A 21905-nucleotide genomic window follows, 5' to 3' on the forward strand; every position below is an offset into this window, starting at 1 on the left:
ACTAGAAGCTATTCCGTTTTTAAGGACCAAAGCTGATTTGGTCTTTTTTTTTGTCGATTTTCGTGATAAGGAATGGACTTGGATCGATTAAATAACGAAAGGTTGAGAGAACCATGTTATTACAGAAATATGACAAAAGATGGCCAGTGCTTTTTGCTTTTCTAACCTTGGTGTTCTTTATCGCTGCAATTTCGATTACCACTTTTAAGTGAATTCAGAATGCTCTCTCCAATAAATAAATCTGGGCATTTGTGGATGCCAATTTTAGCCTTTCATCATACAGTATCAAAGTTGAATGACTAATTTGTTCCGCATTTACACCAGCAATTGGAGGTATTACTGAAGGATGACGAAGTCTCTTTATATTCCCACGATTTATAAGCCTGCCTTATCGATATTCGAGACAGAAAAAGCGATTAAAACCATAAAGGATCATTTCGAAAGTAGTTTGTCAGATATATTAAACTTAATGAGAGTGTCAGCTCCGATGCTTCTCAAGTCAGGAAATGGCTTTAACGATGATTTAAACGGTATTGAGCGAAAGGTAACCTTTCAAGCAAAGGATATTCCCGCATCATTAGACATAGTTCAATCACTTGCAAAATGGAAAAGAGCTGTGCTATCTAGATATGGCCTGTCAGTGGGCGAAGGAATTTATGCTGATATGAAGGCCATCAGAAGGGACGAAGCGTTAGACAACCTTCACTCCCTCTATGTAGAACAATGGGACTGGGAGAGGATCCTGTCTAAAAGACAAAAAAATCTTGATACTTTAAAATATCATGTTAAAGTCATTTACCATGCGATAAAGGAAACAGAGTATCATCTGTATAAGCTTTATCCAGAGCTTGTACCGGTATTACCAGAGGAAATAAGCTTTATTACCACTCAGGAACTGGAGGATCGGTATCCTGATTTAACACCTAAGGAGCGGGAGGATAGGATTGCAAAGAAATATGGTGCAGTGTTTATTATGCAAATAGGCGGGAGGTTATGTTCTGGTAAGGAGCATGATACTCGAGCCCCGGATTATGATGATTGGTCGCTAAATGGTGATATTCTATTCTGGTACCCGGTTTTAGAAAAAGCAATTGAGATATCCTCTATGGGGATTCGGGTGGATGAACAAGCATTGCAAAAGCAATTGGTGCTTTCAAAACAAGAGGACCGTAAAGCGCTAGAATATCATCAATCCATTCTCAAGGGCCAGCTTCCACTTACTATTGGAGGTGGTATTGGTCAGTCGAGATTATTTCTTTTTTTTCTAAAGAAAGCTCATATTGGTGAGGTTCAAGCTTCTGTATGGAATGAGCAAATGATTGCAGAATGTAGAAAGGCTAATATCCCTCTTCTCTAAATGGGAAAAGGTGCCAGCCAGTTGCCTTTAGGGAGGAGCAGCTGGCTGGCCTCTTTTCTTAATTCTGAAAGTTGAGTGTCTTTTCTGTGAAAATTGTTCAAATAGAATGTATAGTAGAAATATGACTGAAAGAGGAGGAAATTGGATGGCGAAAAGAAAAATGGTAGTAACAAAGGAACTGGCTCCTGATTTATTAGAACAGATAAAAAGCTGTGTACCTGATTGGGAGATTATTGTAAGCAAAGATAAAGAGGTATGGAGACCACATGTGAATGAAGCAGAGGTAACCCTCGGCTATAAACTGGAGCTCGACGATTTCTCTAATCTGAAGTGGGTCCAATCCACAAGTGCAGGCATCAATCATTTTCCGACAAAGCAATTTGAAGCGAATGGGATCCTATTGAATAGTGCTAACGGAGTACATGCCTATCCAATTTCAGAAACGATTTTTGCCTATATGCTTGGATTAACACGCAAAATTCATACATATGTAAAAAATCAGCAGAAGAAAATTTGGCATCATAGCGATATGAAGCTAGAAATTCATGAAAAAACAATCGGGATTATCGGTGTCGGTGCGATTGGAAAAGAAACAGCGAAAATCGCAAAGGCTTTTGGCATGACGGTATTAGGTCTCCGTCATTCAGGCAAGCCAGTCGAGAATGTAGATGAAATGTACACACCTGATCAATTAAATCAGCTTTTACCAAGATGTGATTATGTTGTTGTCACGTTGCCGCTAACGAATGAAACCTATCAGATGTTTACAGCCCGTCAATTTCAGTTAATGAAGCCGACCGCCTTTTTTATCAATATCGGCCGCGGGCAGCTTATCAAAGAAGATGATTTGATTGACGCCTTACAGAAGGGCGAGATTGCCGGAGCAGGTCTTGATGTGTTTGATAAGGAACCGTTAGGTGAGGACAATCCGCTTTGGACCATGGACAATGTCATCGTCACACCGCATACAGCAGGATCTACAGAGTATTATGACAAGCGGATTGTGGAGGATATCTTTATTCCTAATCTAAAAGCCTACTTGAAAGGTCAAAAACCATCAATTAATTTGGTAGATTATTCAAAAGGGTATTAACAGCAAAAAAAGTGCTAGGAGCAGGTGCCTGGCACTTTTTTTAGAAGAATAGAAGATTGAAGCAGGTCCACCCAATATTGCACCAGTCACCAAATACCACCTTTTTACCTATGTATCTTATCTAGAATCCCAAAACAAAATGATTGGTCATATATAATACTATATAGATAGTGTTAAATTCGTTATTTGTAATAGGTAAAACTATAGCATATAATTTAAATAAATTAAGAATTTTCTCAATATTACGTCAAATATAACGGGCTAATATTAAGAAAACATCCTATTATCTATTTTATAAGGAGGCTAAAAATGAAGGGAATTGTTGGATCACTATTTAGTACAGGTTCTATAAGGGAGCCAGAGGGATGGATTAGGAAGTTTTTACTATTGTTGATTATTGGAATTACTATTTTTCAATTCTATGTAATATTATTCTCGGCAATGGATCCATTCCTACATAACTCCATTTTCATCACTTTTATGCTAGCAATCACGTTCCTTGTATTTTCTTTTAATGGATCAAAAAAAGGGAATAAAATTCCGATTTACGATATGGCTATATCATTTGTGCTCATCGGAATCGGAATATTTATGGTCGCTTATTCCGAACGATTCCTTACTCGTTGGCCGTTGGCAGATCCATTAACCATGCTGGAAATCATTTTTGGTTCGATTTTGCTTCTCATTGTCTTTGAAGTTACCAGAAGAACATTGGGATTAGGAATGTTAGTCATTGTAAGCGTTTTAGTCCTTTATGCATTTTTTGGACATTTAATTCCTGGCACGTTTGGACACGAACAGTATAGCCTTATGCAATTTGTTGATCAAATGGTTTATACCGTTAATGGAGTTTACGGTTCAATCGCGAGCGTAGCTGCCACCTATGTTTTCTTCTTTGTTCTTTTTGGAAATTTATTTAATGCATCAGGCGGAGGAAACTTCTTCTATGCTTTGTCCAAGGCCGTAACTGGACGTGTTGCTGGAGGTCCGGCAAAGGTTGCCGTTATTTCCAGCGGTTTGTATGGTTCGATCTCAGGGAGTCCGACAGCAGACGTTGCGACAACAGGCTCTTTTACGATTCCCTCAATGAAAAAAGTGGGTTATTCCCCGGTTTATTCGGGTGCGATTGAGGCAACTGCCGCAACAGGAGGAAGCATTTTACCACCTGTAATGGGTTCTGCTGCTTTCCTAATGGCTGAAATGACTGGGATTTCTTATTCCACAATCGCCCTTTCTGCTTTAATCCCAGGATTGTTATACTACTTAGCTATTTTTAGTCAGGTGCATTTCCAAGCGAAAAAGCTGAAAATGGCTGGCTATGAAGATGAAAATTTACCAACTGTTAGAGGCGTTATGAAGGAAATGGGACAATTTACGATTCCGATTCTTGTCCTCGTCATCGCATTAGAGCAAGGGTTAACCCCGGTTTTAGGAGCAATTCTTGCAACTGTTGCAACCATAATTGTTAGTTATTTTAAAAAAGAAACAAGATTAACACCGAAAAAGTTATTCCAAACCATGATTGATACAACAACAAGAATCTCTCCGTTAGTGGCTGTATGTGCTGCAGCAGGTGTTGTAGCAGGGATTATTCAAGTAACGGGTCTTGGTGGAAAATTCTCTAGTCTTATTCATGCAGCATCAGGCGGTAGTGTCTTATTGACCATGCTTGTGACAATGGTTGTTTGTATTATTTTCGGTATGGGTATGCCTACTCCAGCTGCATATGTTCTAACAGCAGTATTAGCTGCACCTATTATGATTGAAGTGGGAATTGACTTATTGCAAGCGCATCTCTTTATTCTATATTATGCTTGTTTATCTGCTATCACACCACCAGTTGCTGTTGCTGCTTATGCGGCGGCTGCCATTGCAGATGCAAATCCAATGAAAATAGGCTTCCTGGCCTGTCGATTAGGATTAGTTGCGTTCATCATTCCATTTATGTTCGTGTACGATCCATCATTATTGTTAATTGGTTCGACTACCTCCATTATCATCGCAATCGTAACAGCGATCATTGGGGTTATTACATTAGCCGCAGGTTTAGAGGGCTGGTTTGGTGTAACAATGAAGAAATGGGAGCAAGTAGTGGTAGTCATTAGCGGAATTCTATTAATCTATCCAAATATTCTATTCAGTATTGCTGGATTAGTAGGAGTTGGTTTACTTTTAGTCCCTAAAATTCCGGCTTTTGTAAGAGATTTTAAAGGACAAAATATTCAACTAGAGCAGGCAGCAGAGTAAACGACCCATTTGCATCAATTAGGATGGGATGGATCGCATCATCAAAAAAACTAGGGGGAAATTTAATGAAGAAACTCGTAAAAGGCTTAGCCATTTTATCAACATCACTCATGCTTCTAGCAGGCTGTGGCGGAGAAAAAACAGAAGAAAGCTCGGCGAAGGCAACTGACAATACAATGAAAGTAACGATTGCCGGCGGTTCAGCAGGGGGATTGTGGAGTACAGTTGGGGAAGGAATTGGAGAAACCATTAAGAGAGAGCATCCAGGTACTACCTTTACGTATCAGCCAGGACAGGATGGGGCAAATATCTTAACCGTAACATCTGGACAAGCTAATTTTGGGATTGTTAGTGCTGCTGCAGCAAAATGGGCATATAACGGGGAGAATCCTTATCCAAATAAAATTGAAAAGGTGAGGACCGTTGCTTTTCTGCATCCAATGCCCTATCATTTCACCGTTAGTGAGGATTCAGGAATTGAGTCAATCGAGCAAATCGTAAATGAAAAATTACCTACGGTTTTATCTGTTAACACGAAGGATTCACCAATGGAAATATCCAATCGCGTAGTGTTTGACGCTTATGGGACAAGCTATGAGGAAATCGAAAAAAATGGGGGAAAAATCCAGTATACAGCCATTTCAAAAGCAAATGACCAAATTAAAGATAATAAAATGGATGGTACCATCTCTCCGCTTCCAACACCGGCAGGCAGTTTAATGGAGCTAAATTCAAGTAAGCCAATTAAAGTGCTTCCGCTTTCGGATAAAGCAATCAAACAATTGGAAGAGGAATTAGAAGCAAAGCCATATACGATTGAAGCAGGTACGTATCCATTTGCAGAAGAAGATATTCCAACCGTGTCCATTGATACAATCCTAATAACAAGTGCGGATACATCTGAAGAAATGGTGTATAACTTAACGAAAGCAATGTATGAGAACTTAGATTATCTGTATACCGTTCACAAATCCTTTGAAGCAATGACAGCTGAAACGATTGCGGATGTAACAGGGGCTCCTTTGCACCCAGGTGCGGAAAAGTTTTATAAAGAAGCAGGTATTTTGAAGTAATATTTTTTGATATTGGTAAAGGGAGTTAATAGGATGGCAAACCAATAATAGGAGCTGTCATCCTCTCCTTTTATTTCATAAATAAAACGAATAGGTTTTCCTAATCTTAACGTATGAAAGGAGGAGCATAAGCCGAATAAAGAAGTGAATAGGAGGAACAGCAGTGGGTGAAATGTTAGCCATCTTTGCTTTGGTTTTGTTTTCAAGCAATATTATCATTACAAAAATAGCTTCATCAAGAGCAAATATGAATCTAGGATTTCTCATTTCTGTTGGAATGAATATATTATTTGGCTCTATATTGCTTACAGTTCAGCTCTTATTTTTCAGTGAAGAGCCTATTGAATGGAATACGAAGGGATTTTTCCTCTTTTTGCTGGGTGGAGTTTTTAGTACTTATTTGGGACGATGGTTCTTCTTTGAAACGATCGACAAGCTTGGGCCGACAAGGGCAAGTGCTTTTCAAACCAGCAACCCATTATTTACGGCTGTCATTGCCTGGCTATTTCTCGGTGAAATCTTGCACTGGACCGATGTAGCGGCTATTGTTTTAATTCTTTTCGGATTATTTTTAGTTTCCTTTGTCCCGCAGGTGGCTGCCAAGCAGGAAGCAGCAGCAGGGAGAGAGCAACAATCACCTAATCATCAACTGAAACAGTTTGTATCGATTAAGTGGCTCATACAATCTGGAATATTGCTGGCATTTCTTAGTTCACTATCCTATGCACTAGGAAACATAGTCAGAGGGGTGGCGATTCAAAGCTGGCAGGAGCCTATTTTAGGCGGCGTTCTAGGGGCGTTCGCAGGTTTTGTATTACATACGGTTACGAACAAGCACACTAGACATTTTTTCTTAGAGCTTAAAAAGTCAGATTCCATTGGCATTATTTTGTTCGCTATAAGCGGCTGTATAACAATTACGGCACAAATACTAGTGATTGCGTCGATGCATTATATACCGATTTCAATCGCTAATCTTATTACCCTTTCGACGCCGGTGTTGGTTACACCTGTGAGTTATTTTCTTTTTAAAAATCAGGAAAATGTTACAGCCGTAACCATTCTAGGAATTATTCTTGTATTAAGTGGTATTACGCTTGTCATTTTATAATCAATATTAACCCCTTCCTAAGATTATAAATAAATCTATATAACTACCTATTAAAATACTGATTAGAATTATGACAATATATATTTTATACTATAAGCAAGTTAATAAGGCGCTTTATTTTTTTAACAAGATCCCTTTTATGTAGCCATGGTAGAAGAAAAAATAACTGAACATTTTATATTTTAAAAAAATAAGTAAATATTATTGAGGAGGATTTCTATGTTAACTCAAGAACAAAACAAAACTTTGACACAGGTTGGTGCTGATACACCAATGGGAGAATTATTAAGAAGATATTGGCATCCGATTGCCGCAAGTACAGAGGTTGAAAAAATTGGCACAACAAAAAAAGTAAAGCTTCTTGGCGAAGAATTAGTTTTATTCCGTGACAAATCAAACAACTTAGGATTAGTTGGTGATAGATGTGCTCACAGGGGTGTATCACTTGAATATGGTTTTCCAACTGAGTGTGGAATTCGCTGTCAATATCACGGCTGGTTATATGATCGATTAGGTCAATGTACAGAACAACCGAATGAACCGGAAACCAGTAATTTCAAAAATAAAATCAAAATTGCCGGTTATGAAGTAAAGGAATTGGGGGGCTTAGTGTTTGCTTATATGGGCCCTGCCCCTGCACCAGAGCTACCAAAATGGGATTTATTTGTAAAGGATAATGTGGTTCGTACAATTGGTTTCGCCGTTATTCCTTGTAACTGGCTTCAAATCATGGAAAACTCCCTAGATCCAACACACTTAGAATGGCTGCACGGACATTATTTCGAGCATGTGTTTGAGCAGCAGGGTAGACCACAGGAGGAATGGAAAATTACGAAGCACCACTTAAAAATCGGATTTGATGAATTTGACTGGGGAATTATTAAAAGGCGTGTGCTAGAAGGCCAAACGGAAGAAAATGAAGATTGGGCGATTGGACATCCAATTGTATTTCCATCGATGCTTCGTGTAGGGGATAGCGGTGCACATTCATTCCAAATCCGTGTTCCAATGGATGATGAAAATACTTTGCATTTCTGGTATACATGCTTTGTTCCAAAGGATGGCGTAGAGGTGCCTGACGATTATCCAATTTCATTTTATGAATGTCCAATTACTGATGAAAATGGAAAGTATGTCGTTGATTACATTGACGGACAGGATATGATGGCATGGATTACCCAAGGAACAATTGCTGATAGGACAACAGAAAGATTAGGCACTTCTGATAAGGGCATTATTATGTATCGACGGATGCTGCAGCGAGAATTAAAGAAGATGGAAAATGGTGAAGATCCAAAATGTGTGATTCGCGATCCAGAATTAAATGATTATATTGAGCTTCCGCAAGAGGAAAACAAGTTTAGTGAAGGCGGTTTATTATCTGGAGTAGCAAAGGAATGGAATACACGATATGCCCCCAATTTGGATGAAATCATAGAGATTTGTAAAGGTGGAAAAGTTACTTCCAATCTGTAAGCCTAAATGAAGAGGCAGTTATATGGGGAGATGTCTGGCAGAACCATTCCATAGAGCAAGTGCTTATTATGGAATGGCAGCTGTCAGATACAGCTTATCGTGCTGCTTCTTTTGATCTACTAAAGGAGTGAATGACCATGGCTTTGAATGAACCATATACGATTAAACCAAAGTTTTGTCCAAATTGCGGTGAATCCTTGATGAATCCTAGGAGTCTATTAAATGAGTACTGGGTGTCAGATGATATTGCTTATTTTTGCTATTGCAGTGAATGTTCTTGGTCGGGAGAGATTGTTGAGATAAGCCGCGTGACTGCACCAGAGCTGGCAAGTAGTTAACTAGGAGGGGTTTAAATGACGGAAACATTAGAAGAACTTAGGGAAAAGGTAGCGTTATCTTGCCGCATATTAGCGATGGAAGGTCTTGTTGATGAGACTTTAGGCCATGTAAGTGCCAGAATTCCCGGCGAAAATGAAATGTTGATTCGCTGTAGGGGGGAAGAGGAAAACGGGGTAAGATATACAACTGTGGATGCGATTAGAAGGGTGGATTTCGATGGGAACGGGGAAGACCTTCAAGGAATCTATCAGGTTCCAAAGGAATTATCGATACATGGTGAAATTATGAAAAACAGGCCGGAGGTAGGCTGTGTCATTCATGCTCATCCACCGGCAGCGTTAATAAGCGGCATTACCAATCTTCCGCTCCGTCCGATCTTTGGAGCCTTTAATATCCCTGCAATGAGAATGGCTTTAGAGGGTGTTCCTATTTTTCAAAGGTCGTACCTTGTTACAAGACCTGAATTGGCAGCACCTTTGCTAGAAGAAATGGGAGATAAGCATATTTGTTTAATGAAGGGTCATGGTATCACGGCTACAGGAGCAACCATTGAAGAAGCGACCATCAATGCTTTGAATTTTAATACATTGGCGAAGATTACTTTGGAAGTGGCAAAGACAGGAAGGGAAGCCGAATCTATTTCTGAAGAGGATATCAGAGAGCTCCCTGACCTTGGGACAAAGTTTAATGCGAAATGGGTTTGGCGTTATTATGTGAAGAAGTTACAAGAGGCAGAAAAATAATACATGTGAAAAGGGGGCTAGGAGAGATGCCTGAACAAGATGGGGTTATTAATTTAGGTATAGTAGGACTTGGTATTGCCGGTACCTCGATGATACCAGCTATTTTGGAGCATCCGCATATTAGATTGGCAGGAGTGGCTACACGTAACAAAGAAAGATTGGAAAAGTTTGCCCGGGATTATCAGGCTGAAACATTTTTTACGATAAATGAATTGTGTCAGAGTAACACGATTGATGCCATCTATATAGCGACACCTACTGAATTCCACAAGGATCATGTAAAAATTGCTGCTGAAGCGAAGAAGCATATTATTGTTGAAAAACCATTAGCGGTGACGCTTGAAGAAGCAGAGGAAATGATTAGGGTGGCAGAAGAAAACGGTGTCCAGCTGATAGTGGGCCATTCACATAGTTTTGAACCGCCCATCCAAAAAATGCAGGAAATTATTGATAGCGGCGAGCTTGGTAAGGTGACGATGATACATAATTGGTATTACAATGATTGGCTGTATCGTCCGAGAACTCCAGAAGAGCTTAAGACAGAGCTTGGTGGAGGTGTCACCTACCGGCAGGGAGCCCATCAATTTGATATTATTCGTCTATTAGGCGGTGGACAGGTAAGAAGCGTCCGTGCGGTAACAGGTGTATGTGATCCAGCACGGCCAACGGAAGGGAATCATACCATCTTTTTAGAATTTGAAAATGGCATTGCTGCAACGGCGGTTTATAATGGCTATGATCATTTTCATACAACAGAATTAACCTATGATATCGGAGAAGGTGGACCGCTGCAAAAAGCTACCCAATATGGTGCATCCCGTAGAGCCATCAAAGAAGCTGGGTCACAAAATCAGGAGGCTGCCTTAAAGACTGAGGCCGGCTATGGAGGTAAGCGGGCTAAAAATTATGATGGAGCGGAAAAACATCATCCTTTCTTTGGCTTAACCATTGTTAGCTGTGAAAAGGGAGTAATCCGTCAGCATCCAGACGGTCTGCTTGTTTATGGAGAGGATAAGAAATATATTGTACCGATTTCAAAAAAAGAAACAGGACGCTTGAATGTTTTGCAGGAGCTTTATCTGGCAGTTGTCAAACAAGAAAAGCCTATCCATGATGGTCATTGGGCTAGAGCCAATTTAGAAGTATGCATAAAAGCGCTTCAATCCTCGAAGGAAAGAAGAGAGTTACTGTTACAGTATCAGGTGCCTGTTGTTGATGAAGTAGGTGTTAAGTAAAGTCGTTTCTGAATTTCATTTTACACAAGGGGGAGGGGAAAGGATGAATGGTGCTCAAGCAGTTATTGAGACATTAAAGCGTGAAGGCGTAAAATATATCTTTGGTTTGCCCGGCACCACCATAATGCATCTACTCGATGCATTATATGACGAACAGGAGATACGCTACATTTCCGTAAGGCATGAACAGATTGCAGCCTTTATGGCTGATGGTTATGCAAGAGCAACAGGTGAGATTGGAGTGTGCATGGCATCACGGGGGCCTGGTGCAGCTAATTTAACGATTGGGGTACATAATGCCCATGCGGAATCGGTACCTATCTTGGCTTTACTAGGACAAGTTTCTGATAGTGTGTATTACAAGGACGCTTTTGAAGAAATGGATTTGGTGAAGTTTTTTGAACCGATTACGAAATGGTCCATGGAGATTCACCAAACAGAAAGAATTCCAGAATTATTACAAAGAGGAGTGAAAACCGCTCTTTCTGGAAGACCAAGACCTGTTGCTGTCTCTTTACCGCTAGATGTTCAGATAAAAGAGGTGGAAGAATTTACGTATCGTCCTATTTATCGCACCGATTCAAGGGTGGTTGATCTTCAGGGAATTCCAGCTGCTGTTGATTTGCTCAAAGAAGCAAAAAATCCAGTCATATTAGCAGGCGGGGGAATTGCGATTTCAAACGCAACAGATGTCCTGGTACAATTAGCAGAGCAACAATCTGTCCCTGTCCTAACTACCTGGAGAAAGCCAAATGTGTTTCCAAATGATCATGAGCTTTATTTCGGAAATGTTGGACCGGGTTGTCCTCCAGTCTGCTGGGAAATGCTTGAACAGGCAGATTTGGTACTTGCGGTAGGTGTTCATTTTTCGGAATTTTCAACAAAAAGGTGGACAGCCATCTCTGAGGATGCGAAATTGATTCATATTGACGTGGACGAGGAGGAATTAGGGAAGATTTATGTTCCTGATGTAGGTCTTTTAGGGGATGCGCGTGAAACAATCCGAAATATCATTGAGCAAATGGGTCCAGTGAATGAAAGGCTTCAAAATCGGGAATTGTATCAAGCTCTACGTCCAAAATACTCGAACGAAACGACTTTACCAAAGATATTGAACCATACACCAGTGGAATCATCAGCTGTTATGTCTGTCATTAATGAGATTGTGGAGGAAAAGAATCCTATTATTGTCGAAGATGCGGCAACATTTGGACCGTGGTTGACTCGCTTCGGAAAATTTCAGCCTGGTGGATTCTATGCAGCTGCAGGCGGTTCGATGGGATGGGGATTCCCGGCAGCAATGGGGATTCAATTGGCAAACCCGGACAAAGTCGTGATCAATGTAACAGGTGATGGCGCATTCTGGATGGTTGCTCAGGATCTAGAGACAGCAGTACGGGAAAATATTCCGGTCATCAATCTTGTATTAAATAACTTTTGCTACGGAAACACTCGTGATCGTCAAAAGACCGGTCATAATGAAAGATATGTCGGCATTCACTATAACAATATCGATTTTGCTGCCTATGCTAAGTTACTAGGGGCATATGGTGAAAGAGTCGAGTCGTCTGAACAGCTTTATGGGGCGATACATAGAGCGATTGAATCAGGTAAGCCTGCTATCATTGACGTTATTCAAGATCCATTTGAAGGCCTCCCGCCGGGTGCGGTTCCGGCCATATCTAAATAATAGGGAGGTCGAATGAATGAGTAGTGTTGTACAATCAACTAAAGATTGGGCCGCATTAAAAGAAAAGCTATTACATCGAGAGTGGAAGATGCTGATAGGCGGAAATCTAGTTGGTTCTGTTAGTGGGACGACTTATATAACCTATAGTCCCTCAACGGGCGAGTTTCTTGCTGATATTCCATTCGCCCAAAAGGAAGATGTTGAATTAGCTGTTGAAGCAGCTAAGCAGGCTTTCGAGGTTTGGAAAAAGGTTCCTCCGTTAGAGCGGGCAAAGAAGTTAAAAGTGTTAATAGAAGAGTTCAAAAAGCATGCAGATGAGTATGCAGTCCTGGATGCAGTAGACGGTGGAAATCCGGTTTCTGCCATGGTATCAGATGTTCAGCTTGCAGCAGATATGATGGAATATACCGTAGGATTAGCAACTGAAATCAAAGGGGAAACGATTCCTTCAACAGGTTCTAATTGGCATCTGACAAAAAGAGAACCCTATGGAGTGATTGGGAGAATCATTCCCTATAATCATCCAATTATGTTTGCAGCGTCTAAGATTGTTGCCCCGCTTATTGCTGGAAATACAGTAGTCCTAAAAGCTCCTGATCAGTGTCCGCTATCATCACTTTTATTTGCAGAGCTATGCCAAGAGCTTTTACCAGCAGGGGTCGTGAATATCATAACAGGTGATGGAAGAACAACTGGTGATGCTTTGGTACGGAACAAAGAAATTAAACGGATTGCGTTAATCGGCAGTGTAGAAACTGGAAAGACGGTTTTAAAGTCGTCTGCAGAGGTGGGTATTAAGCACCTATCTTTGGAGTTGGGCGGAAAAAATGCGATGATTGTTTTTCCAGATGCAGATCTTTCAAAAGCAGTGGAGGGAGCTGTTCGTGGGATGAACTTTATGTGGTGTCAAGGTCAATCCTGTGGAAGCACGTCCCGGTTATTCTTACATGAAGATATTCAAGATGAATTCATTCTGCGATTGATAAATAGAATAAACGAATTGAACATAGGTCTTCCAATTGACCCTGATACAGAGATGGGGTGCCTTGTTTCACAAGCTCAATATGACAAAGTAATGCATTATATTGAAACTGCTAAAGAAGAAGGGGCCGATTTGATTTATGGCGGTGGGAAACCTAAAGGGGATCAATTTAAAGATGGGTTCTTTGTCGAGCCGACAGTGTTCAAGGATGTAACAGAAAATATGAAAATTTTTACGGATGAGATTTTTGGCCCGGTATTATCGATAATCAGCTGGGAAAATAAAGAAGATGTCTTCCGTCAAGCCAATAAACTACCATATGGCTTAACCGCTTCTGTTTGGACCAATCATTTTCCCACAGCGATTGAAACCGTTGATAGGATAGAAGCGGGATTCGTCTGGGTGAATGGAAGCTCAAGACATTTTATTGGTGTTCCTTACCAAGGATATAAGAATAGCGGTATTGGCTCTGAAGAAGGGCTGGAAGAAATCTTAAGCTATACACAGGTGAAAACGGTCAATTTTATGGTAGAGTGATTGTTTAGAACGTCAATCTAACGAACTGAGGATATTCAGTTAAGTTAGATTGACTTTTTTAGTTAACTGTAGATTTTCAGCTGCATTTTCTAAAATAAAGTTCTTAAAGGTGTTGATGGTAGGCGGCAAATATACATCTTCTTTCATAATCATATAATTATTGATTTCAGCTTTGTACGTATTCGTAATGGGAACTTCCGTTAATTCTCCGTTCTTTAGCTCTCGTTCAATGGTCATACGTGGAAGAAAACCAATTCCCAGCTGTGAGATAACAGCCATTTTAATGGATTCGATTTCATCCAACCGTAAAGATATATTACACTCGCTGAGGTTTAATCCAAGTTTTTGCAGTTCAATTTCAATAATTTCACCATGAGCTGTTTTAGGCAGTGAACCAATTAGCGGCGCTTTTTTCAAAATTTCTTGAATTGATCCATTCCAGGCTGCCCATTCAGAGCCAGCGGCACATACAAGCACCCAGTGATCTTTTTGGATTAAATAGGTTACGAGTCCCGGAGGGGGAGCTTGTTCGTTGGAGAACATGACGAAACCAGCATTGATTTTCTCTTCTAATACGTACTGACAGATTTGTTTGGTATTATCATAGTGAGTCGTTAATTCTAACTTTGGATATTGTTTCATGAAGTTAAGGATATATTGAGGTAACAAAAAGCGACCAATGGGACGGTTGCTTCCGATGGAGATTTCACCAGCTTCACCTGAAATTAACTCTTTCAGTGTTGAACGCAATTGTTTATCTAAGCTGAGTAATTGTGAAGCATATTGATGAACTAGAGTCCCGACTTCTGTTAGTTCAATATTATTTCCTTTTCGGACAAATAGCTTAGCACCAAATTTATTTTCTAGCGATTTTATTTGCATGCTTAGAGCAGGCTGTGTCATATGCAGACTTTGTGCTGCCTGAGTATAACTGCCATATTCGACCACATAATTGAAAAGCTGTATCTGATGAAGATTTACAGGTGTATCCATTAATAATCACCACTTTTTGATATGATGTAATAGGCTAAAGTATATATATTAGTCTATATAATATCGATATAGATATTATAATTATATAAGAAGCACTTGATATGTTTCAATAAATTAAGAATTTTTAGATAAAAGTGAAGTGAAGTTTGTTTACGAAGTCTATTTTCATTAATTTTGAACGAAGAAGTCTGCCTATTACTTCCTAGAAAAAATAGAATACCCAGGAAGAAAACTGTTAAAATAGAAGGAAAAGTAGAGGAAAGTGTGGGAGTAGCCTTTGAAATATGTGATGTTTGATTTTGATGGTACATTAGCCGATTCAAGCGATGTTTTTATGAAGGCCTGGAATACATATGCGGAGCAATACGATTTTCTTCCTGTTGTGAAGGAGGATTTGATCTTAACAAGAAATATGACCATTCAGCAGAGAGCGAAGCAATTTCGCTTTCCTATGCGTAAGTTACCGATGATATTACCTAAAATTTATCGCTATTTTAAAGAAAATATGAATGATGTAAAGCTGTTTGACGGGATAAAAGAAATGCTTGATACACTCGCAGAAAAGGGCTATCACATTACGATCCTGTCGTCCAACGCAAAGGAAAATATTGAGTTACTGTTAGAGCGGGAGCAAATAGATTCTGTTTCACAGGTGCTGAGCTCTAGTAAATTATTTGGCAAGGATACGGTCATCAAGAGGTTTTTGAAGCAGCAGCAGCTTCAGTCTGAACAGCTATTGTATGTGGGGGATGAAGTGCGGGACATTATAGCCTGCAACAAAGTCAGCGTTCCGTTTACGTGGGTCAGCTGGGGCTTAGATGGCTTGGAATTGGTCGCGAAGGAAGAACCCAAATATATTGTACATACACGGGAGGAGTTACTAGAAACCTTACTGCAGCATTCCGTTGTAATTGAAAATTAAGAATGGTGGGGAGGGAATATCGATTGATGAATCAGATAATTCCTCAAGCAAAAATAATGAAATAAAACGAAACATCTGCAATTCTATTTAAAGAAGGATCAGTCACCGCATACAATGAATGCTGGTACTGATCCTTTCGTTTTCGAAGATAATTAGATAGTTGTACATCTATTCTGTTCAAATCGAACCCAGTATTCACAATGCTCATCACCATTAACATTGCATTTTACCTCTCGTACGCTTACAGCCCCGTCGTATGTCATAGAGATAGCACCTTCTAAAATAGCACCTTCTAAATCACAAACTAAATGACCTTCATGAAAAGGAAGTCCTTTACAGAAGCAATCTTCAATAACAATATGTAAATCGTGTTCGGTTTGATGGAGAATATGTGGCACACCAATCTTTAATTCTTGAAAAACAGATAATACGTCATCCAATGACTGAACGGGAAGGCTTTTTCCAATTTCTCTGCCAACCGTAATGGTCGTGTTTTTTCCTTTGAGCGGTAGTCCTTGGTACATGCCAATTAAGCGGACAGAGCGAAATAACTCAAGTGGAACAGATGGCCCTAGTTTTTTTCGGTCTATTTTCTTCATATCTTCAAATGTGAAAATTCGCATCTCTTATTCCTCCATAGAGCCTATTGTGGGTATAATCTGCTACCATTATAGATTATTTTCATTTAGGAAAGTTTGATTTAAATCAATTTCTCTCTATATAAATATCGTTATAATGATAAGAATGATAATTTTGGAGGAAAACTGTATGAAACCACCCGCCCTTTCAGTAACCAGCGATCTGTTCGATCAGATAGCAGCAAATGTATTCATCACGAATCAGAACGGATGTATTCTAACTGTAAATTCATTCTATTTAAATAGGAGCGGTTATACTCTTGAGGAGGTTATCGGTCATACCATTCAAGACTTTATAGAGGGGCTGGATCATCCAAATGGGGATTTGCAAGAAGAGGTGAGGCTGAAAATAAAAGGGAAACGTGCGGTACTCCAACAACTTCTAGTTAATCCAAGAAACCGGACTGTGACAGCAGAACCCTATACCATTTGGCTCTTGAAGGACTTTCAAGTATGCGGATACGATTCCTTAACCAATCTGCCCAATCGTCACCTGATGAATCAAGAGATACAGAGAGCAATCGTTCAAGCACAGAAAAACAAATCAATTTTTGCTGTATTATTTTTGGATTTGGATCGCTTTAAATTTGTCAATGATACATTGGGGCATTCATATGGTGATGATTTACTGCAGGAGGTCTCGGTGCGGATTAGAAAGGCCATTGGGACAAATCATACAATTTCCCGTATGGGTGGTGATGAATTTGTGTGCCTGCTGGAAGAAATTGAGAATGGACGTGAGGCAGAGGAAGTAGCGAGAAGAATCATTGATCAATTTTCCTTGCCGTTTCTTTTAAAAGAAACAGACCTTTATATGACCACAAGTATTGGAATCAGTTTGTACCCATTTGATGGTGACGAAGCGGATGTTCTGATTACCAATGCTGATTCTGCGATGTACGGTGCGAAGAAAAAGGGCAGGAATCAATATTCTAAAGCAAAGGTTGAATGGAATGCCGGGGGCTATGAAAAACTACTACTTGAAAACAGTTTGCGACAAGCAATAAAGGAGAATCAATTTGTCCTACACTTTCAGCCGCAAATACAGGTAAAGAAGAACCAAATTATGTCTATGGAGGCATTAATCCGTTGGAATCATCCAGATTTAGGACTCCTGATGCCCGGAGAATTTATTCCAATCGCAGAGGAAAGTGGATTAATCCTGCAAATCGGTGACTGGGTATTACGAACTGCTTGCGAAAAAATGAAACAGTGGCTTTATCATGGAAATCCGCCGATTCGAGTGGCAGTTAATTTAGCAGCCGGACAGTTTCTCCAAAGAAATTTTGTGGAAAAAGTAAGACAAATCCTGGTGGATACGTCTTTGGATGCCTCTTATCTGGAGCTTGAGATAACAGAAAATATGGTCATGAACGATGTTAAGACAGGGATTCAAGTCCTTCGCCAATTAAAGCAGCTAGGTGTCTATATTTCGATTGATGACTTTGGTACAGGTTATTCCTCACTTAATTATTTAAAGGAATTGACGGTCGATACATTAAAAATTGACCGTTCATTTATCTTTGATATTGAAAAAAATCCTAACAGTGTGGTTTTAACAAAGGCCATTACCGCTCTCGCACATGATTTAAAATTGAACGTCGTTGCAGAAGGAGTTGAAACCTACAAACAACTATCACTCGTAAAACAATGCTCTTGTGATACTATACAAGGCTATTATTTCACAAAGCCCCTTAGCTATGAAGAAACGGTATCGTATATACAAAGCTATGAAAAAAGTGGAGGGCGACTCCAACACCTTCTTTGACAAGACGGGATAAAGGAAATGCTTGATACACTGGAGAAAGGGGCTATCACATTACTATCCTGTCATCCAATGTAAAGGAACATATTGAGTTACTGTAAGAGAGGGAGCAAATCAAAAAACGCTTGGAATTTATTCAAGCGTTTTTCAATCTTTCTATTTTTATTGACCAAATCTGACACTCCAAAAACTGAAGAGAAATAATTAAAATAAGGTTTTTCGATAATACTAAGCACTGTAAAAAGTAACAGGAATACAGGATCGGCTATCAGCTATGTGGAGGAAAGAGTATGAAGGAAATAAAACCACCGAAAAAACCTCTTCTATATTATTATGGAATAACGCTTCTCATCATACTGCTGTTAAATTCGTTTATTTTTCCAGCTATTTTTGGGAATAAGGTAAACGAGATAGATTATGGCTCATTCCTAAATATGGTTGAGAATGGGAAGGTAGAAGAGGTTGAAATTGAAAATAACACGATTGTTTTTAAATCGAATGAAGGTGAAGAGGGGAAGCTCTACAAGACAGGAACCATTGAAGACCCTAAATTAGTCGATCGCTTACACGCAGCAGGTGTTGAATTCACGAGAGTCATTCCAAGGGAAACATCACCGATTCTTGGCTTCATGCTATCGTGGATTCTCCCTTTGATTATTTTCATTGCGATTGGCCAATGGGTTATGAAAAGAATGCAGAAAAAAATGGGAGGCGGGAATGCGCTTGCCTTTGGTAAAAGTAATGCAAAGGTCTTTGTCGAGGCCCAGACAGGGATTACCTTTGATGATGTAGCAGGGCAGGATGAAGCAAAGGAGGCTCTACAGGAAATTGTTGATTACTTACACAATCCTAATAAATATAAGGACATCGGGGCTAATATTCCTAAGGGTGCCCTTTTAGTTGGACCTCCAGGGACAGGTAAAACCCTGCTTGCCAAAGCGGTTGCGGGCGAATCGAAGGTTCCCTTCTTCTCCATTTCCGGCTCTGAATTTGTCGAGATGTTTGTTGGGATGGGGGCTTCGAGGGTAAGAGATTTATTTAAGCAAGCCCAGGAAAAGGCACCCTGTATTGTTTTTATTGATGAAATTGATGCAATTGGGAAGAGCCGAAATTCCGGGCCAATGGGTGGGAATGATGAACGAGAGCAAACATTAAACCAGCTATTAACGGAAATGGATGGCTTTGATGCGGATAAAGGCGTCGTGATTTTAGCAGCGAGTAACAGACCTGAAACGCTTGATAAAGCGCTGCTTCGACCAGGCCGCTTTGACCGCCGGGTTCCGGTTGAATTACCTGACCTAAAAGGTCGCGAGGCGATATTAAAGGTCCATGCAAAGGAAGTAAAGCTTGAGGATGGAATTGATTTAAATGTGATTGCAAGAGCAACATCAGGGGCTTCCGGTGCAGATTTAGCGAATATTATTAATGAAGGAGCGCTAAGAGCGGTGAGAATGGGGCGGAATAAAGTGTCTCAAAGCGATCTTGAGGAATCAGTTGAGGTTGTGATTGCCGGCTATCAAAGAAAAAATGCGGTTATTTCCATGAATGATAAATTAACGATTGCCTATCATGAGATTGGACATGCCTTAGTTGCAGCTAAGCAAAGTCATTCCGCACCTGTTCATAAAATAACGATAATTCCAAGAACCTCCGGTGCTTTAGGTTATACGATGCAAGTGGATGAGTCCGAGCAAATTCTCATGTCAAAGGAGCAGGCATTGGATAAAATTACAACCTTTATGGGCGGACGTGCTGCCGAAGAGGTGATTTTCCAGCGAATTACCTCTGGTGCCTCCAATGATATTGAACAGGCGACCAAAATTGCACGGTCCATGGTAACAAGGTTTGGTATGTCAGAGGAATTTGATATGATGGCCCTTGAAACCGTTAATAACCAGTATTTAGGCGGAGATACGACGCTGCTAGTATCAGCGGAAACAGCAGCTAAAATCGATCGTGTCGTCCTCGAAATCATTAGAACCTGTCATCAGAAAGCGATACAAATATTAGAGGAAAACAAAGAAATATTACATGAATTAACGAAGTATCTAGTTGAAAAAGAAACCATAACCGGTGAGGAATTTATGAATATCCTCGAATCGAAAATTTCCTTACAGTAAAGCTGATAGTCAATGGCTTTTCATACAGAATGGATAGAATAGAAGCAGAAACCTCCTTCTATAAAGAAAAGAACCGTTGTACTTATAAGTGCAACGGTTCTAATAATATTAACCGACTTTTCTCATGTTCTCCTTTTTAGCTAGCTTGTAATGATTCTCGAAGAAGTCATTTGTTTCATTAACGACCACCTTGCTTAGTAATACTAAGGCAACGAGGTTTGGAATCATCATCAAGGCGTTGGCCATATCGGCAAAGGCCCATACCGTTGTTAAGCTTGTAATGGCACCGATTCCTGTTGCAAGAATATATATGAGGCGGTAGCCTAAAATTCCTCTTGTTCCAGCTAAATACTCAAAGCATTTTTCTCCATATACATACCAACCAACGATAGTGGAGAAGCCGAAGAAGATGACCGAAATAGCCACAATATATTCACCAACAACCCCAAGGTTTGCTGCAAACGCAGCCGATGTCAATTCACCACCATCCAGTCCAAGTGGGTGTGGCACTCCAGAAATGGCGCCGCCTGTTGGATCCCAGAAGCCAGAGAAGATAAGGACAAGTCCAGTCATTGTGCAGACAACAATGGTTACGATAAAAGTACCAGTCATGGCCACTAATGCTTGTTTAACCGGGTGGTCAGCTTTGGCGTTTCCAGCGATAAGGGCTGCAGTACCTAAACCAGCTTCATTTGAGAAAATTCCGCGGGAAACCCCGTTACGTATGGCTTCAGAAACTAAAATACCGACAAATCCACCGGTTGCGGCAAGCGGGTTAAACGCATAGTAGAAAATTAATTTAAAAGCTGGAATAATTTGATCAATGTTCAAACCGATAATGATTAAGCAGCCACCAATGTATAGTACAGCCATAATAGGGACTATAAAGCTTGCTACATCACTAATTCTTTGAATGCCGCCGATGATAATCAAAGCAGCTAAACCTGCTAGAATAATACCAGTTATTAAATAGTCAACCCCAAAGGAAGATTTCATAACGGCTGCAATGGTATTGGATTGAACACTGTTCCCAATTCCTAGTGCTGCAAATGCACCGAAAAAGGCGAAGGCAACCGCTAACCATTTGAATTTTCGACCAAGACCTCTTTCGACATAGTACATCGGTCCACTTGAATACTCCCCATTTTTATTTTTGACACGGTATTTCATGGCAAGCAATGCTTCTGCATATTTAGTTGCCATACCAAATAAACCGACAACCCACATCCAGAAAATCGCACCAGGTCCACCGACCGTAATGGCTGTTGCTACCCCAGCGATATTACCATTACCAATTGTTCCAGCCAAGGCTGTCATCAATGCTTTGAAGTTACTCACGTCACCTTCTGCATTCTTGTCTTCTTCAGATTCCTTGGAAAAACCTAATTTAAAAGCATACCCTAATCTTCTAAATTGAAGCCCCTTAAGCATAATCGTTAAAAGAACCCCAGTACCGAATAGAAGTATTAAACTTGGTGTACCCCATAAGACACCATTCACTTTGTCTAACACGGCAAGTATATCCATTCGTGTCTCCCCCTTGATGATGATAATAAAATAGTAAGTGTTAACGCTTTCATTTAA

The 21905-nt window shown here is 40.1% G+C and carries 17 protein-coding genes; 14 read left to right on the forward strand and 3 right to left on the reverse strand.

Features of this window, described 5'->3' with window-relative positions:
- Positions 1–373 precede the first annotated feature (373 nt).
- The 11 genes from asnA to BQ5321_RS08715 all read left to right on the forward strand — a co-directional run bounded on the left by asnA (position 374) and on the right by BQ5321_RS08715 (position 13883).
- Positions 374–1357 carry an aspartate--ammonia ligase gene (asnA, locus tag BQ5321_RS08665; RefSeq protein ID WP_222705866.1) on the forward strand — a complete coding sequence of 328 codons (984 nt, stop codon included), beginning with the start codon at positions 374–376 and terminating at the stop codon, positions 1355–1357.
- 145 nt (positions 1358–1502) lie between these two features.
- Positions 1503–2450: a D-2-hydroxyacid dehydrogenase gene (locus tag BQ5321_RS08670; RefSeq protein ID WP_071394120.1), complete on the forward strand. Its 948-nt coding sequence runs from the start codon at positions 1503–1505 to the stop codon at positions 2448–2450.
- Positions 2451–2759: 309 nt separating this feature from the next.
- On the forward strand, positions 2760–4697 hold the full coding sequence (locus BQ5321_RS08675) for a TRAP transporter permease (RefSeq protein ID WP_084786700.1): 1938 nt from the start codon (positions 2760–2762) through the stop codon (positions 4695–4697).
- Between the two features lie 65 nt (positions 4698–4762).
- Positions 4763–5770 carry a TAXI family TRAP transporter solute-binding subunit gene (locus BQ5321_RS08680; protein WP_071394121.1) on the forward strand — a complete coding sequence of 336 codons (1008 nt, stop codon included), beginning with the start codon at positions 4763–4765 and terminating at the stop codon, positions 5768–5770.
- Positions 5771–5942: 172 nt separating this feature from the next.
- Positions 5943–6881: a DMT family transporter gene (locus BQ5321_RS08685; protein WP_071396830.1), complete on the forward strand. Its 939-nt coding sequence runs from the start codon at positions 5943–5945 to the stop codon at positions 6879–6881.
- A gap of 219 nt (positions 6882–7100) precedes the next feature.
- The gene (locus BQ5321_RS08690) at positions 7101–8357 is read left to right on the forward strand and encodes an aromatic ring-hydroxylating dioxygenase subunit alpha (protein WP_071394122.1); all 1257 of its coding nucleotides are present in this window, start codon (positions 7101–7103) and stop codon (positions 8355–8357) included.
- Positions 8358–8494: 137 nt separating this feature from the next.
- A complete protein-coding gene (locus BQ5321_RS08695) occupies positions 8495–8695 on the forward strand; it encodes a hypothetical protein (protein WP_071394123.1) in 201 nt (66 codons plus the stop codon).
- Between the two features lie 15 nt (positions 8696–8710).
- Complete coding sequence (locus BQ5321_RS08700) at positions 8711–9439, forward strand: 3,4-dihydroxyphthalate decarboxylase (RefSeq protein WP_071394124.1); 729 nt, start codon at positions 8711–8713, stop codon at positions 9437–9439.
- Positions 9440–9465: 26 nt separating this feature from the next.
- Positions 9466–10674 (forward strand): Gfo/Idh/MocA family protein, encoded by a 1209-nt coding sequence (locus BQ5321_RS08705; RefSeq protein WP_071394125.1) that lies wholly within the window; start codon positions 9466–9468, stop codon positions 10672–10674.
- Positions 10675–10717: 43 nt separating this feature from the next.
- Complete coding sequence (locus BQ5321_RS08710; protein ID WP_071394126.1) at positions 10718–12364, forward strand: thiamine pyrophosphate-binding protein; 1647 nt, start codon at positions 10718–10720, stop codon at positions 12362–12364.
- A gap of 16 nt (positions 12365–12380) precedes the next feature.
- On the forward strand, positions 12381–13883 hold the full coding sequence (locus tag BQ5321_RS08715) for an aldehyde dehydrogenase family protein (protein ID WP_071394127.1): 1503 nt from the start codon (positions 12381–12383) through the stop codon (positions 13881–13883).
- Between the two features lie 39 nt (positions 13884–13922).
- Here the strand turns inward: BQ5321_RS08715 and BQ5321_RS08720 are convergent, their stop codons facing one another.
- Positions 13923–14876 (reverse strand): LysR family transcriptional regulator, encoded by a 954-nt coding sequence (locus BQ5321_RS08720; protein WP_071394128.1) that lies wholly within the window; start codon positions 14874–14876, stop codon positions 13923–13925.
- A 286-nt stretch (positions 14877–15162) separates the two neighbouring features.
- Between BQ5321_RS08720 and BQ5321_RS08725 the strand changes: the two genes are divergently transcribed.
- Entirely contained in the window at positions 15163–15798 is a 636-nt protein-coding gene (locus tag BQ5321_RS08725; RefSeq protein ID WP_234978458.1) for an HAD-IA family hydrolase, read from the forward strand.
- Positions 15799–15950: 152 nt separating this feature from the next.
- Here BQ5321_RS08725 and BQ5321_RS08730 read toward each other — a convergent pair whose 3' ends face one another.
- Positions 15951–16421 (reverse strand): V4R domain-containing protein, encoded by a 471-nt coding sequence (locus tag BQ5321_RS08730; protein WP_071394130.1) that lies wholly within the window; start codon positions 16419–16421, stop codon positions 15951–15953.
- Between the two features lie 145 nt (positions 16422–16566).
- On the opposite strand from BQ5321_RS08730, the gene BQ5321_RS08735 reads away from it, so the two are divergent.
- A complete protein-coding gene (locus BQ5321_RS08735; RefSeq protein WP_071394131.1) occupies positions 16567–18204 on the forward strand; it encodes a putative bifunctional diguanylate cyclase/phosphodiesterase in 1638 nt (545 codons plus the stop codon).
- Positions 18205–18491: 287 nt separating this feature from the next.
- Positions 18492–20321 (forward strand): ATP-dependent zinc metalloprotease FtsH, encoded by a 1830-nt coding sequence (gene ftsH, locus BQ5321_RS08740; RefSeq protein WP_071394132.1) that lies wholly within the window; start codon positions 18492–18494, stop codon positions 20319–20321.
- 108 nt (positions 20322–20429) lie between these two features.
- Here ftsH and BQ5321_RS08745 read toward each other — a convergent pair whose 3' ends face one another.
- Positions 20430–21848 carry an alanine/glycine:cation symporter family protein gene (locus tag BQ5321_RS08745; protein WP_187143730.1) on the reverse strand — a complete coding sequence of 473 codons (1419 nt, stop codon included), beginning with the start codon at positions 21846–21848 and terminating at the stop codon, positions 20430–20432.
- Positions 21849–21905: the final 57 nt, after the last annotated feature.

It is taken from the genome of Bacillus tuaregi (genome assembly GCF_900104575.1).
GTDB lineage: Bacteria > Bacillota > Bacilli > Bacillales > Cytobacillaceae > Bacillus_BD > Bacillus_BD tuaregi.